The following is a 16,110-nucleotide window of genomic DNA, read 5'->3' on the forward strand; positions in this document are numbered from 1 at the left end:
CGCCCGCCGAATACGAAGCCAACCACTACCGAGCAGCCACGAAACCCCAGGTCACAGCCACAATCTGAAGTCTCTACCGAACCCGGAACGGTTCACCCGCAGCCGCCCCGCAACCTCTGACGGCTTGACCTGCTGGTCAAACAGTTCCGCCGCCTGCATCCGTACAGACTCCCGACGCCGGCGCCCCGTCGCAGTCAACCCGCCCCCATCCGCATATCTCACACACCCACAGATACAGCCACCCGCCCACATCCGTCAGCGACTTCACGCGGATTCACCCCGACGAGCTGAAGTCAGTAGCGGGGGCAGGAGGATGGTGGGGCTGGCCGCCAGATTCTGGACCGCGACGAAGCGGCGGTACAGGGCAGGGTCGGCGGGCATCCGGGCGAGGAGTCGGCGGACTGCCCAGGCCGCGGCCCGGGTGTGGACGGGGGCGTGGTCGAGCCAGCCGGAGTCGGGCAGGGTGCTCAGAATCCAGGGGAGGCGGATGTGCCGGGCGGCTTGGCGCTGGTAGGCGCGGGCCATGGCGGGCACGGCGGCTGCGCGGGAGCAGCTGAGCAGGTGGTGCAGGCTGAGGGCCTGCCGGGCGGCGACGCTGAGTCCGTGTGCGTAGATCGGGTTGAGGACGGCGACGGCGTCGCCGAGGGCGATAAGTCCGTCGGGCCAGGTACGCATCCGGTGATACAGGTGCCATCGGCTGTCCACCGGGCCGAATCGGCGCACAGAGCCGAGGGGCCGGGCGCTGGCGATCACCTCGGAGAGGCGGGGGTTGCCCAGTCCTGTGGCATAGGCAGCGAAGGCTTCCTCGTCGGCGGGGGGCCGCTCGCCAGCCGCTCCGATGAGGGTGACCCACACCCGGTCGCCCTCGATCCGGCCGGTGAAGCCGCCCCTGCGTTGGGCAGGAGCGGCGGGCAGTTCGACGCTCATCAGCCAGTCCGGCAGGTGTGCGTCAGCCAACTGGTAGAGCCGACTGGCGTAGGTGAGTCGCGCAGGTAGCTCGCGGGGCTCGGGTGGGCAGCGGTCAGCTGCGGTCAGCCAGTCTGAGAGTGCGGAGGTCCGGCCGGACGCATCGACTACCAAGTCGGCCGTGTACAGCGGCGGTTCCTGTTGGTCTCCGTTGTTCAGCACGTACACGCCGCATACCACGCCGTCCCGCCAGTTGATGCCCACGGCCGTGCCTCCCATGGCGGTGATCCGGGAGTCAGCTCGCAGACGTTCCCGGAGTAGATGCTCCACCAAGCTCCGGCTGGCGGCGATATAGGGGATGCCCGTGCGGATACGGGGCGACCAGCCGCCGGGGAACAGCACCTGGCAGCCTTCGCCGAAGTCGGCTTCCAGACCGCCGTGTTCCGACAGGGCGGCGCGGAACCCGGGAACGAGTGCTTCCACCGCGAGCAGGCCACCATGCATCAGCGTGTGCGGATGTTGTGCCTGGGGCACTCCTCGTGGGGAGGTGTTGTCTAGCCCGCGGGCGTCACGGTCCACGACCGTGACCAGCCAGTTGCTGCGGGCAAGGGCCAGTGCGGCAAGCTGTCCCGCGAAGCTCCCCCCGATCACCACGGCGCGTGGCGGGGGCGTGCTCACTGCGGCTCACCTGCCGGGGCCACGGGGCCCCACCCCTGGCATGCAACCGTCAGCAGGGGCGCTCCCGCCACGGCCGGATGAAGCCGAACGGCGTCCTGATCGACAGATGCGTCCATGGCCTGGAGCAGTCGGTCGGTGCGCGGCGAGCCGCAGCTGGACATCCTGTTGCCAGGCTGGCGCTTAGCTTTGGCAGCGAATTGGGTCGGCTGGGGAGTCGCCTTGTCATGGAAGCCTCCGATTCGCTCTTGTCGCCACGGCAGTTCCGGCCGCTGAACGTACATGGCGAGGATCGCCGAGCACGGTCCGAGGAACCGGCGTCCGGAGGCGGATAAGCAGGTCGAGAACATGCTGTCGGTCGACCGTCCGCAGCCGGACGGCACGGCGCGTTCCGGACAGGGAGGTCCTTCTGTCTTCATGAGGAGTTCCTTCCGGCACGTGGTGACCTTTCGGCGAGGAGGACGGGGAACTACCCCCTCGCCGTCGGCGTGACCGCTTACCCCCGCTTGAGCGCCTGCTGCTCCGCAGGGGGCGTCACCGTCTCAGCAGTACGTTCGGGCAGTGCCGATGTCCCTGGGAGGGTGCGCGGCTCCATGAAAGTGGTGAGTACGTACAGCAGGGCTGCCATTCCGGCGAGGGTGACCAGGCCGAGCGCGGTCGTGGCGATTCCGGCGAGCGGGGAGTTGACGGCGATGATCGTGGGCCACGAGAGGATGACCATCATCCCGAAGTACGGGCTGGAGGTCAGCGGGAGCAGCAGCAGTTGGCGGGCGGGGTTGAGGTGCCGGCCGAAGAAGAAGATCAGAGCGCCGGTGATCATTCCACTCATGACCCAGGTCGGGGGCCACACCATCCCCAGCCCCAGTACTTCCAGTGGCTGGTTCTGTGTCCATGCGAAGGCGTGCCCAAAGTTGATCATGATGAGTTCGGCGACGGCCTCGATGACGACGAGTCCGCCGACCCAGGTGAGGAAGCGGCGTTTGGTCCACCGGTCGTCCAGTGCGAGATAGGCGACGTAGCCCATGGCGGCGTACAGAGGGAAGGCGGCCGGCAGCCAGAAGGAGATGGGCCTGTCGAACATCTGGTAGACCACCGGGTACTCGGTGACGGCGTCCGTATGAAACCCGACGAGGGGGCGGGCCGCGGCGTCTCCGAAGATGGAGAGCGCGCCACTGACCAGGAGGATCGTCAGGGCCGCTCTCTGTTTCCGCCGCCACTCGCGGTAGGCCCACACCCCCAGAATCACGCCGCCGATGACACCTACGGCGAGAATTCCTACGTTGGTGACGCGTTGCTCCGTGCTCCCTCGCAAGATGTCCCATGCCAGATTCATGGCCTACCTCCTTGAGTTGTCACATGGTGCGGACGGCGTGTCAGGTGTTGGACCGTTGCCCCGGCTCAGCGGTCACCTCCCCTACGTACCGAGGCCTGCCCGCTGCGCTCGCCGTCCGGATCGGATCGGATCGCCGCAGTAGAGCGCCACTTCGCTTTCCTGAGCGGCCCAGGAAGGCGGCATGATCCGTTCGGCGAGGCGGGGCTTGTGGCAGATTGATGGGAGTCGTGCCGGTGACCTTGAAGCGAGGCACAGCGCCCGGCCAGTAGGCGAGGCATCGGCCCCGACGGGGCCGTGTTCACTGCACTGTTCCGTCCTCGGCGCTGGAGTCCAGGCCCATCCGCTCTGCGATCCACGCGGCCAGGCCCGCGGCAGTGGGGCGGACCCAGATGACGCCCGACTCGATCGTGGTGTCCAGGGCCCGCTGGAGCCGGTTCTGCAGCTGGACGGCGCGCAGGGAGTCGAGGCCGAGCAGGATCAGACTGGTGGAGCGGTTGATGTGCCCGTCTGCGGTGCTGAGGATGTCACCGACCTGGCCGACGATGAAGTCTTCGATGAGGGTGCGGCGCCGGGCTGGAGTGTCGGCCTCCCGGAGCTCTTGGAGGATGTGTTGGTCTGCGCCTGGGTCAAGGATTGTTTCGGTGGCCAGTTCCTGGAAGAGCGGGGCGTTGGCGAGGTGCGGGTAGGGGGCGATCCAGGTGGTCAAGTCGAGTGGTGAGTAGGCCATCCTGGTGTGGCCGGAGGCCAGGACGCGTCCCAGTGCGTCGGTGCCGTCCGACGGTTTGATCATGGCGAAGCCCTGGTCGGCGAGGTGCTGGCCGCGGCCGATGCGGGCCCAGGCACCCCAGTGGACTGCCGTCGCGGGCAGTCCTTGCGCCGCGCGGTAGTCGATGAGTTCGTCGGTGAACGCGTTGGCCGCCGCGTACATGGCCTGGCCGGGCGAGCCGGCCAGGGAGGCCAGGGAGGAGTGGACGGCGAAGAAGTCCAGGTCCTCGAAGAGTGTGGCTTCGTGCAGCGCCCACGCGCCGCGTGCCTTGCCCCGCCACACCCGGTCCAGGAGGGCGGCGTCGGCGGTGGCCAAGGTGGCGTCCTCGACGACGGCGGCGCTGTGCACCACGCCGCGCAGCTCGCCCGCGTCCGCGGTGGCCCGGGCCACCGCGTCGGCGGCGGTTTTCGGGTCGGCGATGTCGCCGCGCACCACCGAGACCTTGGTGCCGTCTGCGCGCATGCGGTCCAGTGCCGCTACCGCCTGGGGGGAGGGTTCGCTGCGCCCGCACAGGACGAGATGTCCGGCGCCTTGGCCGGCCAGCCATTGCGCTGTGGCCAGGCCTACGCCTGACAGGCCGCCGGTGACCAGGTAGGAGGCCCCGGGCCGTACGCCGTTGCCAGGGGTGCGGGCCTCGGTGGGCGCGCCTGCCCGCAGCCGGGCGGTGTGGCGGATGCCATTGCGCCAGGAGATTTCGCGGGATGGTCCGTCGGCGGTGAGTTCGGCGGCGACGTGCGTGAGGTCGGCGGCTGAGGCGAAGTCGATCAGGGTCGGCTGGAGGTGGGGTGCCTCGAACGCGGCGCAGCGCAGCAGCCCGCGCAGCCCGCCGACGGCGGGTTCGGGGCCGGTGGCGCGCACCACGACGCGCAGTGCGGCGCCGTGTCCGTGGGTAAGCAGGGCGCGGAAGAGGGCGGCGAGGCGGGCCGTGCGGGTCTGGGCGACGTGTACGGGGTCGGGTGCCGGGGTGGCCGCGTCGAGGGCCAGCACGATCCCGTCCAGGTCCCGGTTGGCTGCGTCGGCGAGCAGTTCCTCCCAGTCCGGTTCGTTTTCGCCATCTGGGGCGAAGGGAAGCAGCCGGGCCGTGGCGGTGTGCTCGCCCAGGGTGCGGGTGAGCCGCGGAGCCCACAGCGCGGGCTTCTCGGCCAGGATCAGCCAGGAGCCGTCGCGGCGGGCGGCGGCCTCGGGGCCCGCCGGTTGCGCGGTGAGGGGGTCGGGGGCCCAGGCCAGATGGGACAGCCGTGCGGCGAACTGTTCCTCCTTGGGCGTGACGTTGGCCAGGCGGAGGCCGGTGATCTCGGCGACCGGGGTGCCGTTGTCGTCGGTGAGCAGGCAGGAGGCGCGGCAGGAGACGTCATCGGCCTCGTGCAGGCGGACCACGGTGTGCCGTGTGTGGCCGGTGTGGCCCAGGACGCGGATCTCGTCGAAGCCGACGACGACGACCGGGCCGGGGGCGAGCGGGTAGCGGGTCAGCCAGATCGAGCCCGCCGTCTGCACCACCTCGTCGGCCAGGGCCGGGTGCAGGGTCATCATCCAGGAGGAGATGCGGGCGCTGTCGTCGATCCGCACCTGGGCGACGGCCAGGTCCTGCGTGGGGTGCAGCCGGACCCGTTCCAGGCCGTTGAAGGCGGTGCCGTGGGCGACGTTGTGGCGTTCGCGGAAGGTCCGGTAGACGTCCGCGGGGCTGATCTCTTGCCAGTCAGGTCCGGGGTTGACCGGTTGTGGCACGTCCGGTGTTGCCGTCGCGGGCCGGGTGGCGGCCGCTTGGGTGGTCGTGCCCAGGCGGTGGGCCGTGGCGCGGGCGTGGGTCAGGATCGCGCTGCCCTCGTGGGTGACGATGTCGAGGACCGCCTGGTCGCCGTCGATGGTGCAGCGGGTGGTCACCACTGGTTCCGGGTCCAGGGGCAGCGGGGTTTCCAGGGTCACATCACGCAGGGCTATGCGGTCGCTTGCCAGGGCGTGCCGGGCGGCGGAGAGCATCATCTCGGCCAGGCCGGTGCCCGGCATCACCGGGACACCGGCCACCGCGTGGTCGGCGAGCCAGGGCACCCGGGCCGGACCGACCGGCGTCTGCCATAGGTGACGTCCCTCGTGTGCGGGGTCGGCGACATGGCCGCCGAGCAGGCTGTGCTGGCGGGCGCCGACCAGTTGGGGCGCGACCAGTTCGTAGGGCGGGTCGGGGCGTTGGTGGACGCGGTGCCAGATCGTGGCGGGCACGTCCACCAGCCCTCCGCGGTAACGGGCGGCGAAGTCGACCGCCGCGCCGGCGCAGTGGGCGGCCGCCACATGCGTGGCGAACGCGGTCCTGTCGTCACTGCCCCGACGCAGGCTACCCACTGCCACCGCATCGGTGACGCCCACGCTGCGGGCGGTCTCGGTGACGGCGCGCACCACCAGCGGGTGGGGGGAGCATTCGACGAACAGGCGGTGCCCGTCCTCCAGCGCGGCGGCCAGCGCGCCGACCAGCCGTACCGGGTGGCGCAGGTTGTGGGCCCAGTGGACGGCGTCGAAGACTACCTCGGCGCGGGGGTCCTCATAAGCGGTGGTGTAGACCTTCAGGCCGGCAGGTGCGGGGGTGATGTGGGCGAGCTGTGCGTGGATGTCGTCGATGATCGGGTCCACGTGCGGTGAGTGCGAGGCGTAGTCGACCTGGACCAGGCTCGCGCTGACGTCCTTGTCCTGCCAGGTGGCGACGAGGTCTGCGACCTGCCGGGCGTCGCCGGCGATCACACAGGTGCCCGGGGAGGTGAGGACCGCGAGCGAGACCCCGACGGCCCCGGCGGCCTCGATGTCGGCCTGTACGCGGTCGGCGTCCAACAGGACGGAGGCCATCAGCCCTCCGTTGATCCGGTTGGCCAGGACCGCCCGCCGGTGATTGACGACCAGCCCGTCGCGCAGCGACAGCGCTCCGGCCACCACGGCGGCGGTGATCTCCCCCAGGGACTGGCCGATCACCGCGGCCGGCCGGATGCCCCAGGACTCCCACATCCGGGCCAGCGCGATCTGCACCGCGAACAAGGTGGGCTGGATCCGCTCCACCCCGACCAGCAGCTCGGGGTGGGAGATCATCTCCCGGAGTGAGATTCCGGCCTCCTCCCGCATCATCGGCTCAATCTCGTCGACCACAGCCGTGAACACCGCGTCGACGTCCAGCAGCCCCTGGCACATCCCCGGCGACTGGGAGCCCTGCCCGGTGAAGACGAACACCGGCCCCGGCCGGTCACCGTCCAGCACCGTCGAACCGGTGACCACGTCCGTACCCGCCCTCTCGCGAGCGAACTCTCGCAGCCGCTCCACCAGCTGGGTGCGACCCGCCGCGAGTACCGCGAGGCGGTGCGTGGCATGCGAGCGGCGCACCGCCAGGGTGTGCGCCAGGTCGGCGGGGTCGGGGCGCCGCGACTGCACCACATCCGCGAGGGCCCCGGCAGCCACCGGCAGCGACTGCGCAGACGGAGCCGACAGCAGGAAGAGCAACGGCTCCCGCACTGCGGCACGGGCTGCCTGTCCCTCCGGCGGCGCACCGCCGGTACGTACCGTGCGTCCGGGGCGGCGGGTGGGCGGCTGTTCCAGTACGGCGTGGGCGTTGGTGCCCGACAGCCCGTAGGAGCATACTGCGGCCAGCCGACTGCCGCTCTCCACCGGCCATTGCTCTGTCTCGACCGGGACGAACAGCCGGGAGTCGGGGTCCAGGGGAATAGCCGGGTTCCAGCGCCGGAAATTGAGATTACGCGGCACCAGCCCCTCGCGCAGCGCCCACACCGTCTTGATCAGGCCAGCGATCCCGGACACGGGCTCGGAGTGCCCGAGGTTGGTCTTCACCGAACCGAGCGCACACCGGCCCCGGCCCCGCCCGTAGACGGCGTTGACCGAGGTGTACTCCGTCGGATCGCCCGCCGCCGTTCCCGGACCGTGCGCCTCCACCAGGCCCACGTCGCCGGGATCGATCCCGGCCCGCTCCACGGCGGTGCGGAAGGCGACCTGCTGCATCTGCGTGGACGGCGCCGTCAGCCGCTCGGCCTGGCCGTCCCCGCTCAGCGCGGTGCCCCGGACCACCGCCAGGACCCGGTCCCCGTTGGCCAGCGCCCGGTCCAGCGGCTTGAGCAGCACCATGCCGCAGCCCTCGCCCCGCACGAAACCGTCGGCCCGCTCGTCGAACGCGTAGGAATGACCGGTAGCAGAGGTGAGCCACTGTGCCTCATAGTGCAGCGTCTCCGGCGCGGTCATCAGCATCGACGCCCCGGCCAGAGCCAGCGAGCACTCCCCACTCGCCAGCGCCCGGCAGGCCACATGAAGCGCGGTCAGGCCCGAGGAACACAGCGTCTCCACCGTCATGGCCGGGCCACGCAGGTCCATCCCGAAGGTGATGCGGGCCGGCGCGTTGCCCGGCGAACTGCCGAACATCGACAATCCGTCGATCCAGTCCCGCACCGGCCGGGCCCGGCTCAACACGTCGTCCAGCGCATAGAGGCCGAGGAACACACCGGTATCCGAACCGCGCAGCGAGGCCACGGGTAACCCCGCGTGCTCTACCGCCTCCCAGGCGCACTCCACCGCCATCCGGTGCTGCGGATCGATGATCGCCCCGTCCCCGGGAGCTACCGAGAACGCCGTGGGCTCCCACGCCCAGACGTCCCCCTCCACGAAACAGCCGCGTCCGTAGCGGGCGGCGACCCGCGGATCCTGGTACCGCATCAACTCGCCGGCATCCCAACGGTCGGCCGGAACCGGGCTCACCGTCTCCCGGCCGTCAAGCAACAGCTGCCACAGGCCGGACGGGGTACGGGCTCCACCAGGGAAGCGGCAGCCGATACCGATGATCGCCACAGGCATGTCACCGGGAGCTTGGCGCGAGACAGGCATGTTTCCTCCGTACGAAGTGGGGACGGACCACGAGGGCAGCTCGGCGGAGGACGATGGCCCCTTCACTCCGCGATTCGGGTGCTGTAGGTCCACAGCACGACCGGCAGAACACGCCCATCGTCCGTCTCGGCCGACCGCACCCCCTCCAGTGCTTGGGGGCCGCCCTTCACCAGGAAGTCACACATGGTCATCACTCCTGTCGCCTAGGTCTGAGGAGAGTCGGGTCGCCGTGACCGGTGAGCTGCCCGGTGTAGTCGGAGGGCTTGCCGTTCACTGCTGCTGACCAGGTCGACCGTGTGCGCAAGGCCGTTGCTATTGCCCATCACGACGGTGGCTCGTCCAGTTCAGCCGCGGATCTGCGCAGGTCCAAGGCTCCAACGTGGGCGCATCTGGACGTGTGCCGAGCACATGCGACGCACGAGGCGGCGCACTGCTCCACCGCGCGCCGCCTGCCCCTGCGAGCGGGCCTGGCCGGGCATGGCCCAGACCATGCCCGGGTAAGAGCGGGTGCCTGCCATGGCCTCCCGCGTCGGGAGACCTTCGCTCGGCTTGGTACTGCCGCCCACGATGGGTGAGGAGACCCCGTGGTGTGGACACACCTGACGATGGATCTTGACGGTCCAGGGAGGTGTAGGCCCCAGAGCAAGGCCCTCGAAATACAGTCCTGTCGACGATCGAGTAATTCCCCCGCTTGAGCTTCTTCGTCCCCAGGGAACCCACGGGATGACGACGGTGCCCGGGGTGGGCCGCCCGATCTCTGAGTGTGCGGGCCGCGTCGGCCCCTCAAGGACGCCTGACGGCGTCGCTACCGCGATGAGCTGCGCTCATCCTTGACCGCCCGCCCCGTCCCTGAAGATCGGCTGGATATCGGGTGGCCCGGGAGCTGTGACGTTCCCCTGGTCGTGGAGGAGCAGCTCCTCGATCCCCCTGGGGACGTCTGCGAACTTTGAGTGGGGAATAGACTCTGGTGCTCAATTCCGGCTGTTCACGCGGCGAGTTTGTGGGCCAGTTGGTCGAGGCGGCTTGTGCGGACACGGCCGAGGGGCTGGTCGCTCCAGTAGGCGTCCAGTCTGACCACGTTGAGCGCGGTGGCGGAGAAGGCGTGCTGGAGGCGGACTTTCGGCAGGCCGCGGTAGCGGGCCCGTCGTATCCCGGTGACGTCCAGGGCCTGGTTGATGGTGCCCTCGATACCGGCGCGCAGGGCGTATTTGGCCCGCCAGGTGCCGGTCTGAGGTTCGGCGCGGGCCGTGGCGGCGGTCTCGTGGATCTCGCGGGGCCGCAGGGTGAGCGTGCGAAAGCCGCGGGCCGCGGTGGTGCACTGGGTCTGTGAGGGGCACGCGCGGCAGTCCCAGCGGTCGAACTCGACGACGATGGCGGGCTGCCCGCGCTGGGTGACCGGGAACCAGCCGGTGCTGGTGCGGCCCTGGGGGCAGCGGGCCTGGCGGGCTTTCCAGTCGATGCGGAACGCGTTCTTGGCGAAGCCCTGGTCGGCCTTGGCCTGCGGGGAGTGGTCGGCAAGCAGCGGTGTGACCATCGCGATGCCCTCCTTGGCCGCGGCCGTGACCAGGGCGGCGGAGGGGTATCCGGAGTCGAGATAGTGCTCGCCGGGGGCGAGACCGGCATCGGTGAGGCGTCGCTGGATGCCGGCGGTGGCCTTCACGTCCGGCACGGTGGCGTCGGTGGTGGCCACGTCCGTGATCAGGTTCACCCTCGCAGGCGCACCGGCTTCGGCGGGAGCATGGCAGCTCTCCGTCATATGGATCTTGTAGCCGCACCAGAACAACTGGTCGCCCTTGGCTGCCCAGCGGGCGCCGGTGTCGTAGGGGGAGGCCAGGCGGCGTCTGCCGGGCGGGACGCCCTGCTCGTCGGCGTCCCGCTTCACGATTACCTCCCTGCCCTTGGCCTCGATGCGCCGGCAGTAGGTCTGCACCAGCACCTGCCGCAGGACCTGCACCGCCTCCAGGTCCCGGATCCATACCGGCGCCCGGTCCGCCCAGGCCGCCTCGCAGATCCGGTAGCCGTCGGCGGCGAACACCAGCGCCAGCCGGTCGCGTTTGACCCCGCTGGACGGCATGTTCCAGCTGTTGACCCGGGGCCCGTAGCGGTGCGCGAACTCCGCGACGTCCACCTGCGCTGCCAGCCACGCGGGCGCGGCCACCGCCAGTGCCTCCAGGGCAGCGCGGACGCTCTCCCCGGCCAGCTCCAACCGGTTCAAGTCCCGCACCGCGGAAATGACGTGGGTCGAGTCGGTCCGCTGTTTCCCGCCGGCGGCAACCAACCCGGCCTCCCGGCAGTGCGCGAGCAGCCGGTCGAAGGCCACCCGCTCCAGTCCGTGCTCGGCCAGACGGGCACGGAACCGGCTGAGCACAGTGTGGTCGAAGCCCGTGTCGGTCAGCTCCAAGCCGAGAGCGTACTTCCAGTCGATGGCGCGCACCGCCATCGCCGCGGCCTGCCGATCGGTGAGGTCCTCCGCGAACTGCAACACCGTGACCAGCGACAACACCGCCGGAGACATCCCCGGGGCCCCGCGCACACCGAACGCGCCAGCGAACGGCTCGTCGACGAACACCGCCGCCAGATGGTCACGGACCCGGATCGGCAGACTGCCCCCAGGGAACGCGGCACGGGCCGTAGCCACGGTCTGCGCCGGGACGACGGGTAACCCCTTGGCCGGCATCGACATCAGTCCACTCCCCGCGGCCGCACGACAGAGGAACGGCACGCAAGGCCCATCCTTACGTCAGCATGCCTACCCCCGCAGGGAATTGAGCACCAGAGTCCCCCTGCGTGGACAACACCTCCGCGATCTCCTCGCGCAGAGCTTCGGCGTCGTCCTTGGTGCCCTTGATCATTAGGCACCAGTCGTCCGCGTACCGGGTAAGCCGGTAGTTGGGGAGACCTTGACGAAGCCGCTTGGTCCGCGCCCAAGGCGTAGACCTCGGGCCTCCCGGCGACTGGGCGATGTGCTCGTCCAGGACCGACAGCGCCACGTTGCTCATCAACGGCGAGAGAATCGAACCCTGTGGGGTACCGGCGGTGGTCTCTCGAAGTACCCGGTCCTCACCGAGGATGCCCGACTTCAAGAACGCCTTCACCAAGATCAGGACACGTTTGTCTCCGACACGCTTCCGCTGTCGCAGGTTCCTGAAGACTGGTTCTGGATCACTTTCAGTGCCAGGGCCACGGAGGGTCACCGAAACTGCGATCATGAACGGTTTGGGGCGCTGAGAAGGACGCGCTTGCGGAGTAGGTCGAAGTTGGCTCGGCCGAACATCTGCCTCTTCAACATCTTGATTTTGTTGTTCTGGCCCTCGACGGCGCCGGAGCTCCACTTCAGGGTGAGGCCGGCGACGACGGCGTCGAGGTCCTGGCCGAGGCCGGTGACGAAAGTGTGCAGGGCGGGCAGGTCGTCGGCCTTCACACGCGTGATCCATTGGTCCAGGTATTTGCCCTGGCGGTTGTTCATGAGCTCGGCGAACGCGCGGACGTGATGCGCGGTGCGGTCGAGAGCGGGGCAGCGGACCAGGATTGCTTTGAGCTGCTGGGTCTGGTCGTCGGTGAGGCGGTCGGGGTGGCGGGTGAGCCAGCTGGTCACGTTGCGCACGGAAGGTGCTTTGCGGGGCGGGTTGTGCGGAAAGCTCTCGCGGAGCTTGCCCACGTACTTCTTCACGATGCTCTCGCCACCGAGGTAGCCGCGCTCGCGCAGTTCCTCGAACAGGGCGCGGGCGACGGTGCATCCCTCGGCCCAACGCTGGTGCAGGTAGGGCTTGTAGGGGTCGAGGATGCTGGGCCGGCCGGTCCACTGGCCGACCAGGAGCTCGTCCGGGTCCGCGGCGTTGGCGAAGCGGCGGACGGTATTGCGGGCCAGCCCGAGCCGGCGGGCGATCGCGCGCAGTCCGACGCCCTGGTCGAGGAGCGAGCGGACGTCCGCGTGTCGTTCCCGAACACGGTCCGAGAGTCGGCCCGTTGTCCGCGGCCCAGCAGGAGCGGACGGTTCGAGATTCGCGTTTTCTATGGCCGCGACGCCCTGGGCGGTGGGGGATTCGTGCGGCTCACGCAGCAGGGCGCGATGCTGGACGACTGTCTTCTCGACGGCCTCGGCCAGATTGGACCAGATGGTACTGGTGGGCCGTCGGCGAGGTGCCTGCTGAGCAGGCCCTTTTCCCACGGCCCCCAGCCCGAACGACGCATGCGACTTGTCACCGCACGTCGCTCTCCAGTGACTACTCCGTGAGTGCTGGGACAGGTCTTCTGCCGTGGATGTCCGCATGACAACTGCCGCAGACCACAGAGGCCTTGCGATGTCGCACGGCCATGAGATCTGCCCACGGCGGCCGGTTTCCCGGTCTGCCAAGGTCTGCGAGCTTGGCGACGTGGTGGACTTCCACCTCGTCGAGGCGTCCGCATGCCTCGCATCGTCCCGCGAGAAGCCGGGTGACCAGTTCCTTGCGTTTGATGTTGACCGGGGCCAGCTGATGGTCGGTGACGACCGTCTTCTTGTCCTGTCGCAGCGGGATCCCGCCGAACCGTCCGACCAGTGGCTTCCTGCCGGTGCGTTCGACGCGGGCCTCGAAGCACTTGCGTGGCCCGTACGGTGTCTCGACGGTGGCCGCGTACTTGCGCGCCGCCTTCGAGAACGACGAGCGGTGCTTGTTGGCCAGCGTCATCAGCATCGAGGCCGACATGGCCCATTGCAGCCGGGCGAGTCGAAAGACGTCGCCGGCCAGCAGGTAGTACTGGACGATGCCGCGGTACTCGGACCCGTAAGTGCTGATGATGACGTGGTCGTCCTGGTTCAGCAGCTCGGGCCGACGCGCGGGTTTGCCGCGCTTCATGTACTGGGCCTGCTTGGCAACTACCACCGAACGAGGGACACGCAGACCGATCGTCCCATTGACAGACCGACGCCTGCCGGAGATCTTGCGGTCGTTGTGGTGCACGGTGATGTCGTAGCCGAGGAACCTCGCCGCCCCGGTGCGGGCGTGTGTGATGAGCGTCTTCTCCGGCGATAGTTCCAGCTTGAGTTCATCACGCAGGAATTGCGCCAGACGTCTCTTGATTTCCTCGGCCTCTACCTTTGGTCCGGCGAACCCGAGCAGGGTGTCGTCGGCATAACGCACATACTTCAGCCGCCGATACCCAGGATCCTGGGTATCTATGCTGGGCATGCTGTGGAGTTGCCTGCGCAGCTCCCGCACCTTGGCGCGATCGCCGCGCTTCCGGGCCCTGCCCATCGCCGCCCACACCCGATGAAAGGCGCGGTTCGGCTTCCTGACTCTTCCCCGGGTGTACTCAGGGATCAGAACCTTCTCGACGTACTCATCCATCTTATGCAGATAAATATTGGACAAGATTGGTGAAACAACCCCGCCTTGCGGACTCCCGCTGTGCGTGGCGTTCCAGATCCAGTCCTCCATGTATCCGGCCTTGAGCATGTTGCGCACCAGCCGCAGGAACCGGTTGTCGTGGATTTTCTCACCCAGAGTTCCGAGCATGACCGAATGGTCCAGTCGGTCGAAGCACCGGGCAATATCACCCTCGATGAACCAGATCGACCCCGTCCAGGTGTGAGCCACCTCGCGCAGTGCGGTGTGACAGCCCCGGCGGGGACGGAAACCGTGAGAGGAGTCGGAGAACGTCGGCTCGTAATACGCCTCAAGAAGCAGGCGGATCACCTCGCCGACGAGCTTGTCGCTCCACGGAGGCAGGCCAAGCGGACGCAGCTTCGTGCTGCCCCGACCTTTCGGGATGTAGACCCTCCGAGCTGGGCTCCACCGATACCGCTCGTGGCGCAGTGCGTCGATGACGTGCTCGATCTTGCCCAGCGACATGCCGTCCACGGTCTCCCCGGTGACCCCCGGCGTCATTGCTCCCTTGTTGGAGTACAGACGTCCGTAGGCCAGCAGATACAACTGCGGATTGAATAATTGTCGATACAGTTCATTGCACGGCAGGCCACGCCTGCCGCGTTCACGGAGGACACCCAGCACCGCTTCGGCACTCTGCATTACGCATACCTCCCGATTCTTAGGTGTCCGATCACCTGGCCCCCTTCGCCCGATGTGGACGGCTTTCCCGCCCTCCCTGGCCGGTCGTGACTCCGGCGACTACTACGGGGCCTCCGTCGCCATAGGAAGATCTCCTCCCTTAGCCTCGATCTTTCATGGTGGGCTGCCGACGGAGTCGGTGGCCCACCATGAAAGATCGAGGTTAGGCGATCCCATGTTCGTCCTTGTCATACGTACTAGCGTGACGTAGGCGCTCCACTCATCCCCTTGAATGCCCTCATTGGGCATCGCTCTGCGTCCCGGAGGTTGTCCCGGGTCTGGCACTAACCCAGGACAGGACACGGCACCGGTTTCGGATGTCTTTCCGGTGGATTCGACCTTCAATCTTCTGGGGATTGGAGTTCAGGCAATCCAGCTTTCGCCATATCACGCGGGTCCCGCGACGCACCGTCTCTGACATCTGAACCCGGCCGTCGCTTTTCTGGCATGCTATTTTCCCCATCACCGTTTCCGGATTGGGTAAGCCATCAGACCCAGGAACATCCCTCCGAATTCCTCCCGGCTGAAACCGGGGATACAACAAGGCGCCTCATGGCGCACTGCCATCGGTCGGCGACCTGCACTGCGTCGGGCAGGGCACGGCGGATGGCCTCGGCGTAGGTCGCGGAGCCGTCCCGGCACACGACCTCGACCCCCGGATTCTCGCGCAGCCACGCTTGAAGCGTGTCGGCCGTGCGGTCGGGCAGCACGTCGAGCCGCTCATGCGTTGGTGCGTCGATCACCACGGTGGCGTATCGGTGCCGTCGGCGCAGGGCGAAGTCGTCGACGCCGATCACGCGGGGCGCTCGTCCGGTGGGCAGTGCGATGCGCAGCAGGGTGCGCAGGGCCGTGTGACGCGACAGGCCGATTGCGAGTATCGCCAGCACACGCGATCCCGCACGGCCCGCTAACTCCTTGACCACGGCCTTGATCTGCCTGGTCAGGCGGGTTGTACGCCGCTGGTATCGCTCCAGCACCCCAGGGAGCTGCTCGCGAAAAGTGTGGCGGCAACCGCGGGTGGGACACACCAGACGCCGAACCCGGACCCGGACCACAACCTGCCGGCCGTCGATCGGCAGGTCGGCCACCGCCCGCCAGTGATAGCCGTGCACCCGCCCCGACAACACCCCGCACACCGGGCAGACCGCAGTCGATCCTGGAGTCCGTGCCCTCACGACCACGCGCTCACCCTCGTCGACCACATCCTCGATGACCAGCGGGGCTATCCCCGAAAACACCGTTGCCACCAGCTCGTTGAGACTCTCCACACTCACATCAACGACCCACGCCACTCTGCGTCACCACCGAATGTGAGACAGAGCCGTTTATTAGACACTCCCTCGATGCGGGCGTTGGCGATCGCGGAGGCCAGGTCGTCGGTGGGTCGGGCGCGGCGGGATTTGGCGACCTTGCGGAAGTAGGTGAACAGGTCGTACAGGACGGCGGGCTGGGCGAACGGGCCGGCGTTGCGCCGCAGGTCGGGGTCATCGGTGCCCAGCAGCTGCTGGGTGAGCAACTACAGGCGG

General features: G+C 68.6%; 9 protein-coding genes and 1 pseudogene. All 10 read right to left on the reverse strand.

What is annotated here, in order from left to right; genetic code table 11:
* Positions 1-264: 264 nt before the first annotated feature.
* Entirely contained in the window at positions 265-1,584 is a 1,320-nt protein-coding gene (locus ABZ721_RS23555) for a hypothetical protein (RefSeq protein ID WP_358790655.1), read from the reverse strand.
* Between the two features lie 493 nt (positions 1,585-2,077).
* Entirely contained in the window at positions 2,078-2,914 is an 837-nt protein-coding gene (locus tag ABZ721_RS23560; protein ID WP_358790656.1) for a hypothetical protein, read from the reverse strand.
* A 298-nt stretch (positions 2,915-3,212) separates the two neighbouring features.
* On the reverse strand, positions 3,213-8,537 hold the full coding sequence (locus tag ABZ721_RS23565) for a type I polyketide synthase (RefSeq protein WP_358790657.1): 5,325 nt from the start codon (positions 8,535-8,537) through the stop codon (positions 3,213-3,215).
* Between the two features lie 62 nt (positions 8,538-8,599).
* The gene (locus tag ABZ721_RS23570) at positions 8,600-8,722 is read right to left on the reverse strand and encodes a hypothetical protein (RefSeq protein WP_358790658.1); all 123 of its coding nucleotides are present in this window, start codon (positions 8,720-8,722) and stop codon (positions 8,600-8,602) included.
* Positions 8,723-9,522: 800 nt separating this feature from the next.
* The gene (locus ABZ721_RS23575; RefSeq protein WP_358790659.1) at positions 9,523-11,220 is read right to left on the reverse strand and encodes an IS1182 family transposase; all 1,698 of its coding nucleotides are present in this window, start codon (positions 11,218-11,220) and stop codon (positions 9,523-9,525) included.
* 52 nt (positions 11,221-11,272) lie between these two features.
* Positions 11,273-11,632, reverse strand: a complete 360-nt coding sequence (locus ABZ721_RS23580; protein WP_358790660.1) for a reverse transcriptase domain-containing protein — start codon at positions 11,630-11,632, stop codon at positions 11,273-11,275.
* A gap of 110 nt (positions 11,633-11,742) precedes the next feature.
* The gene (locus tag ABZ721_RS23585; RefSeq protein ID WP_358790661.1) at positions 11,743-12,705 is read right to left on the reverse strand and encodes a transposase; all 963 of its coding nucleotides are present in this window, start codon (positions 12,703-12,705) and stop codon (positions 11,743-11,745) included.
* A gap of 55 nt (positions 12,706-12,760) precedes the next feature.
* The gene (locus tag ABZ721_RS23590) at positions 12,761-14,545 is read right to left on the reverse strand and encodes a reverse transcriptase domain-containing protein (RefSeq protein ID WP_358790662.1); all 1,785 of its coding nucleotides are present in this window, start codon (positions 14,543-14,545) and stop codon (positions 12,761-12,763) included.
* Between the two features lie 602 nt (positions 14,546-15,147).
* Positions 15,148-15,858, reverse strand: a pseudogene (locus ABZ721_RS23595) (ISL3 family transposase); the annotation flags it as partial.
* On the reverse strand, positions 15,855-16,100 hold the full coding sequence (locus tag ABZ721_RS23600; RefSeq protein WP_358790663.1) for a hypothetical protein: 246 nt from the start codon (positions 16,098-16,100) through the stop codon (positions 15,855-15,857). The pseudogene ABZ721_RS23595 and the gene ABZ721_RS23600, both read right to left, overlap by 4 nt.
* Between the last annotated feature and the right edge of the window lie 10 nt (positions 16,101-16,110).

Origin of the sequence: Streptomyces sp. NPDC006733 (genome assembly GCF_040636125.1) — a bacterium.
In the GTDB taxonomy this organism is placed as follows: Bacteria; Actinomycetota; Actinomycetes; order Streptomycetales; family Streptomycetaceae; genus Actinacidiphila.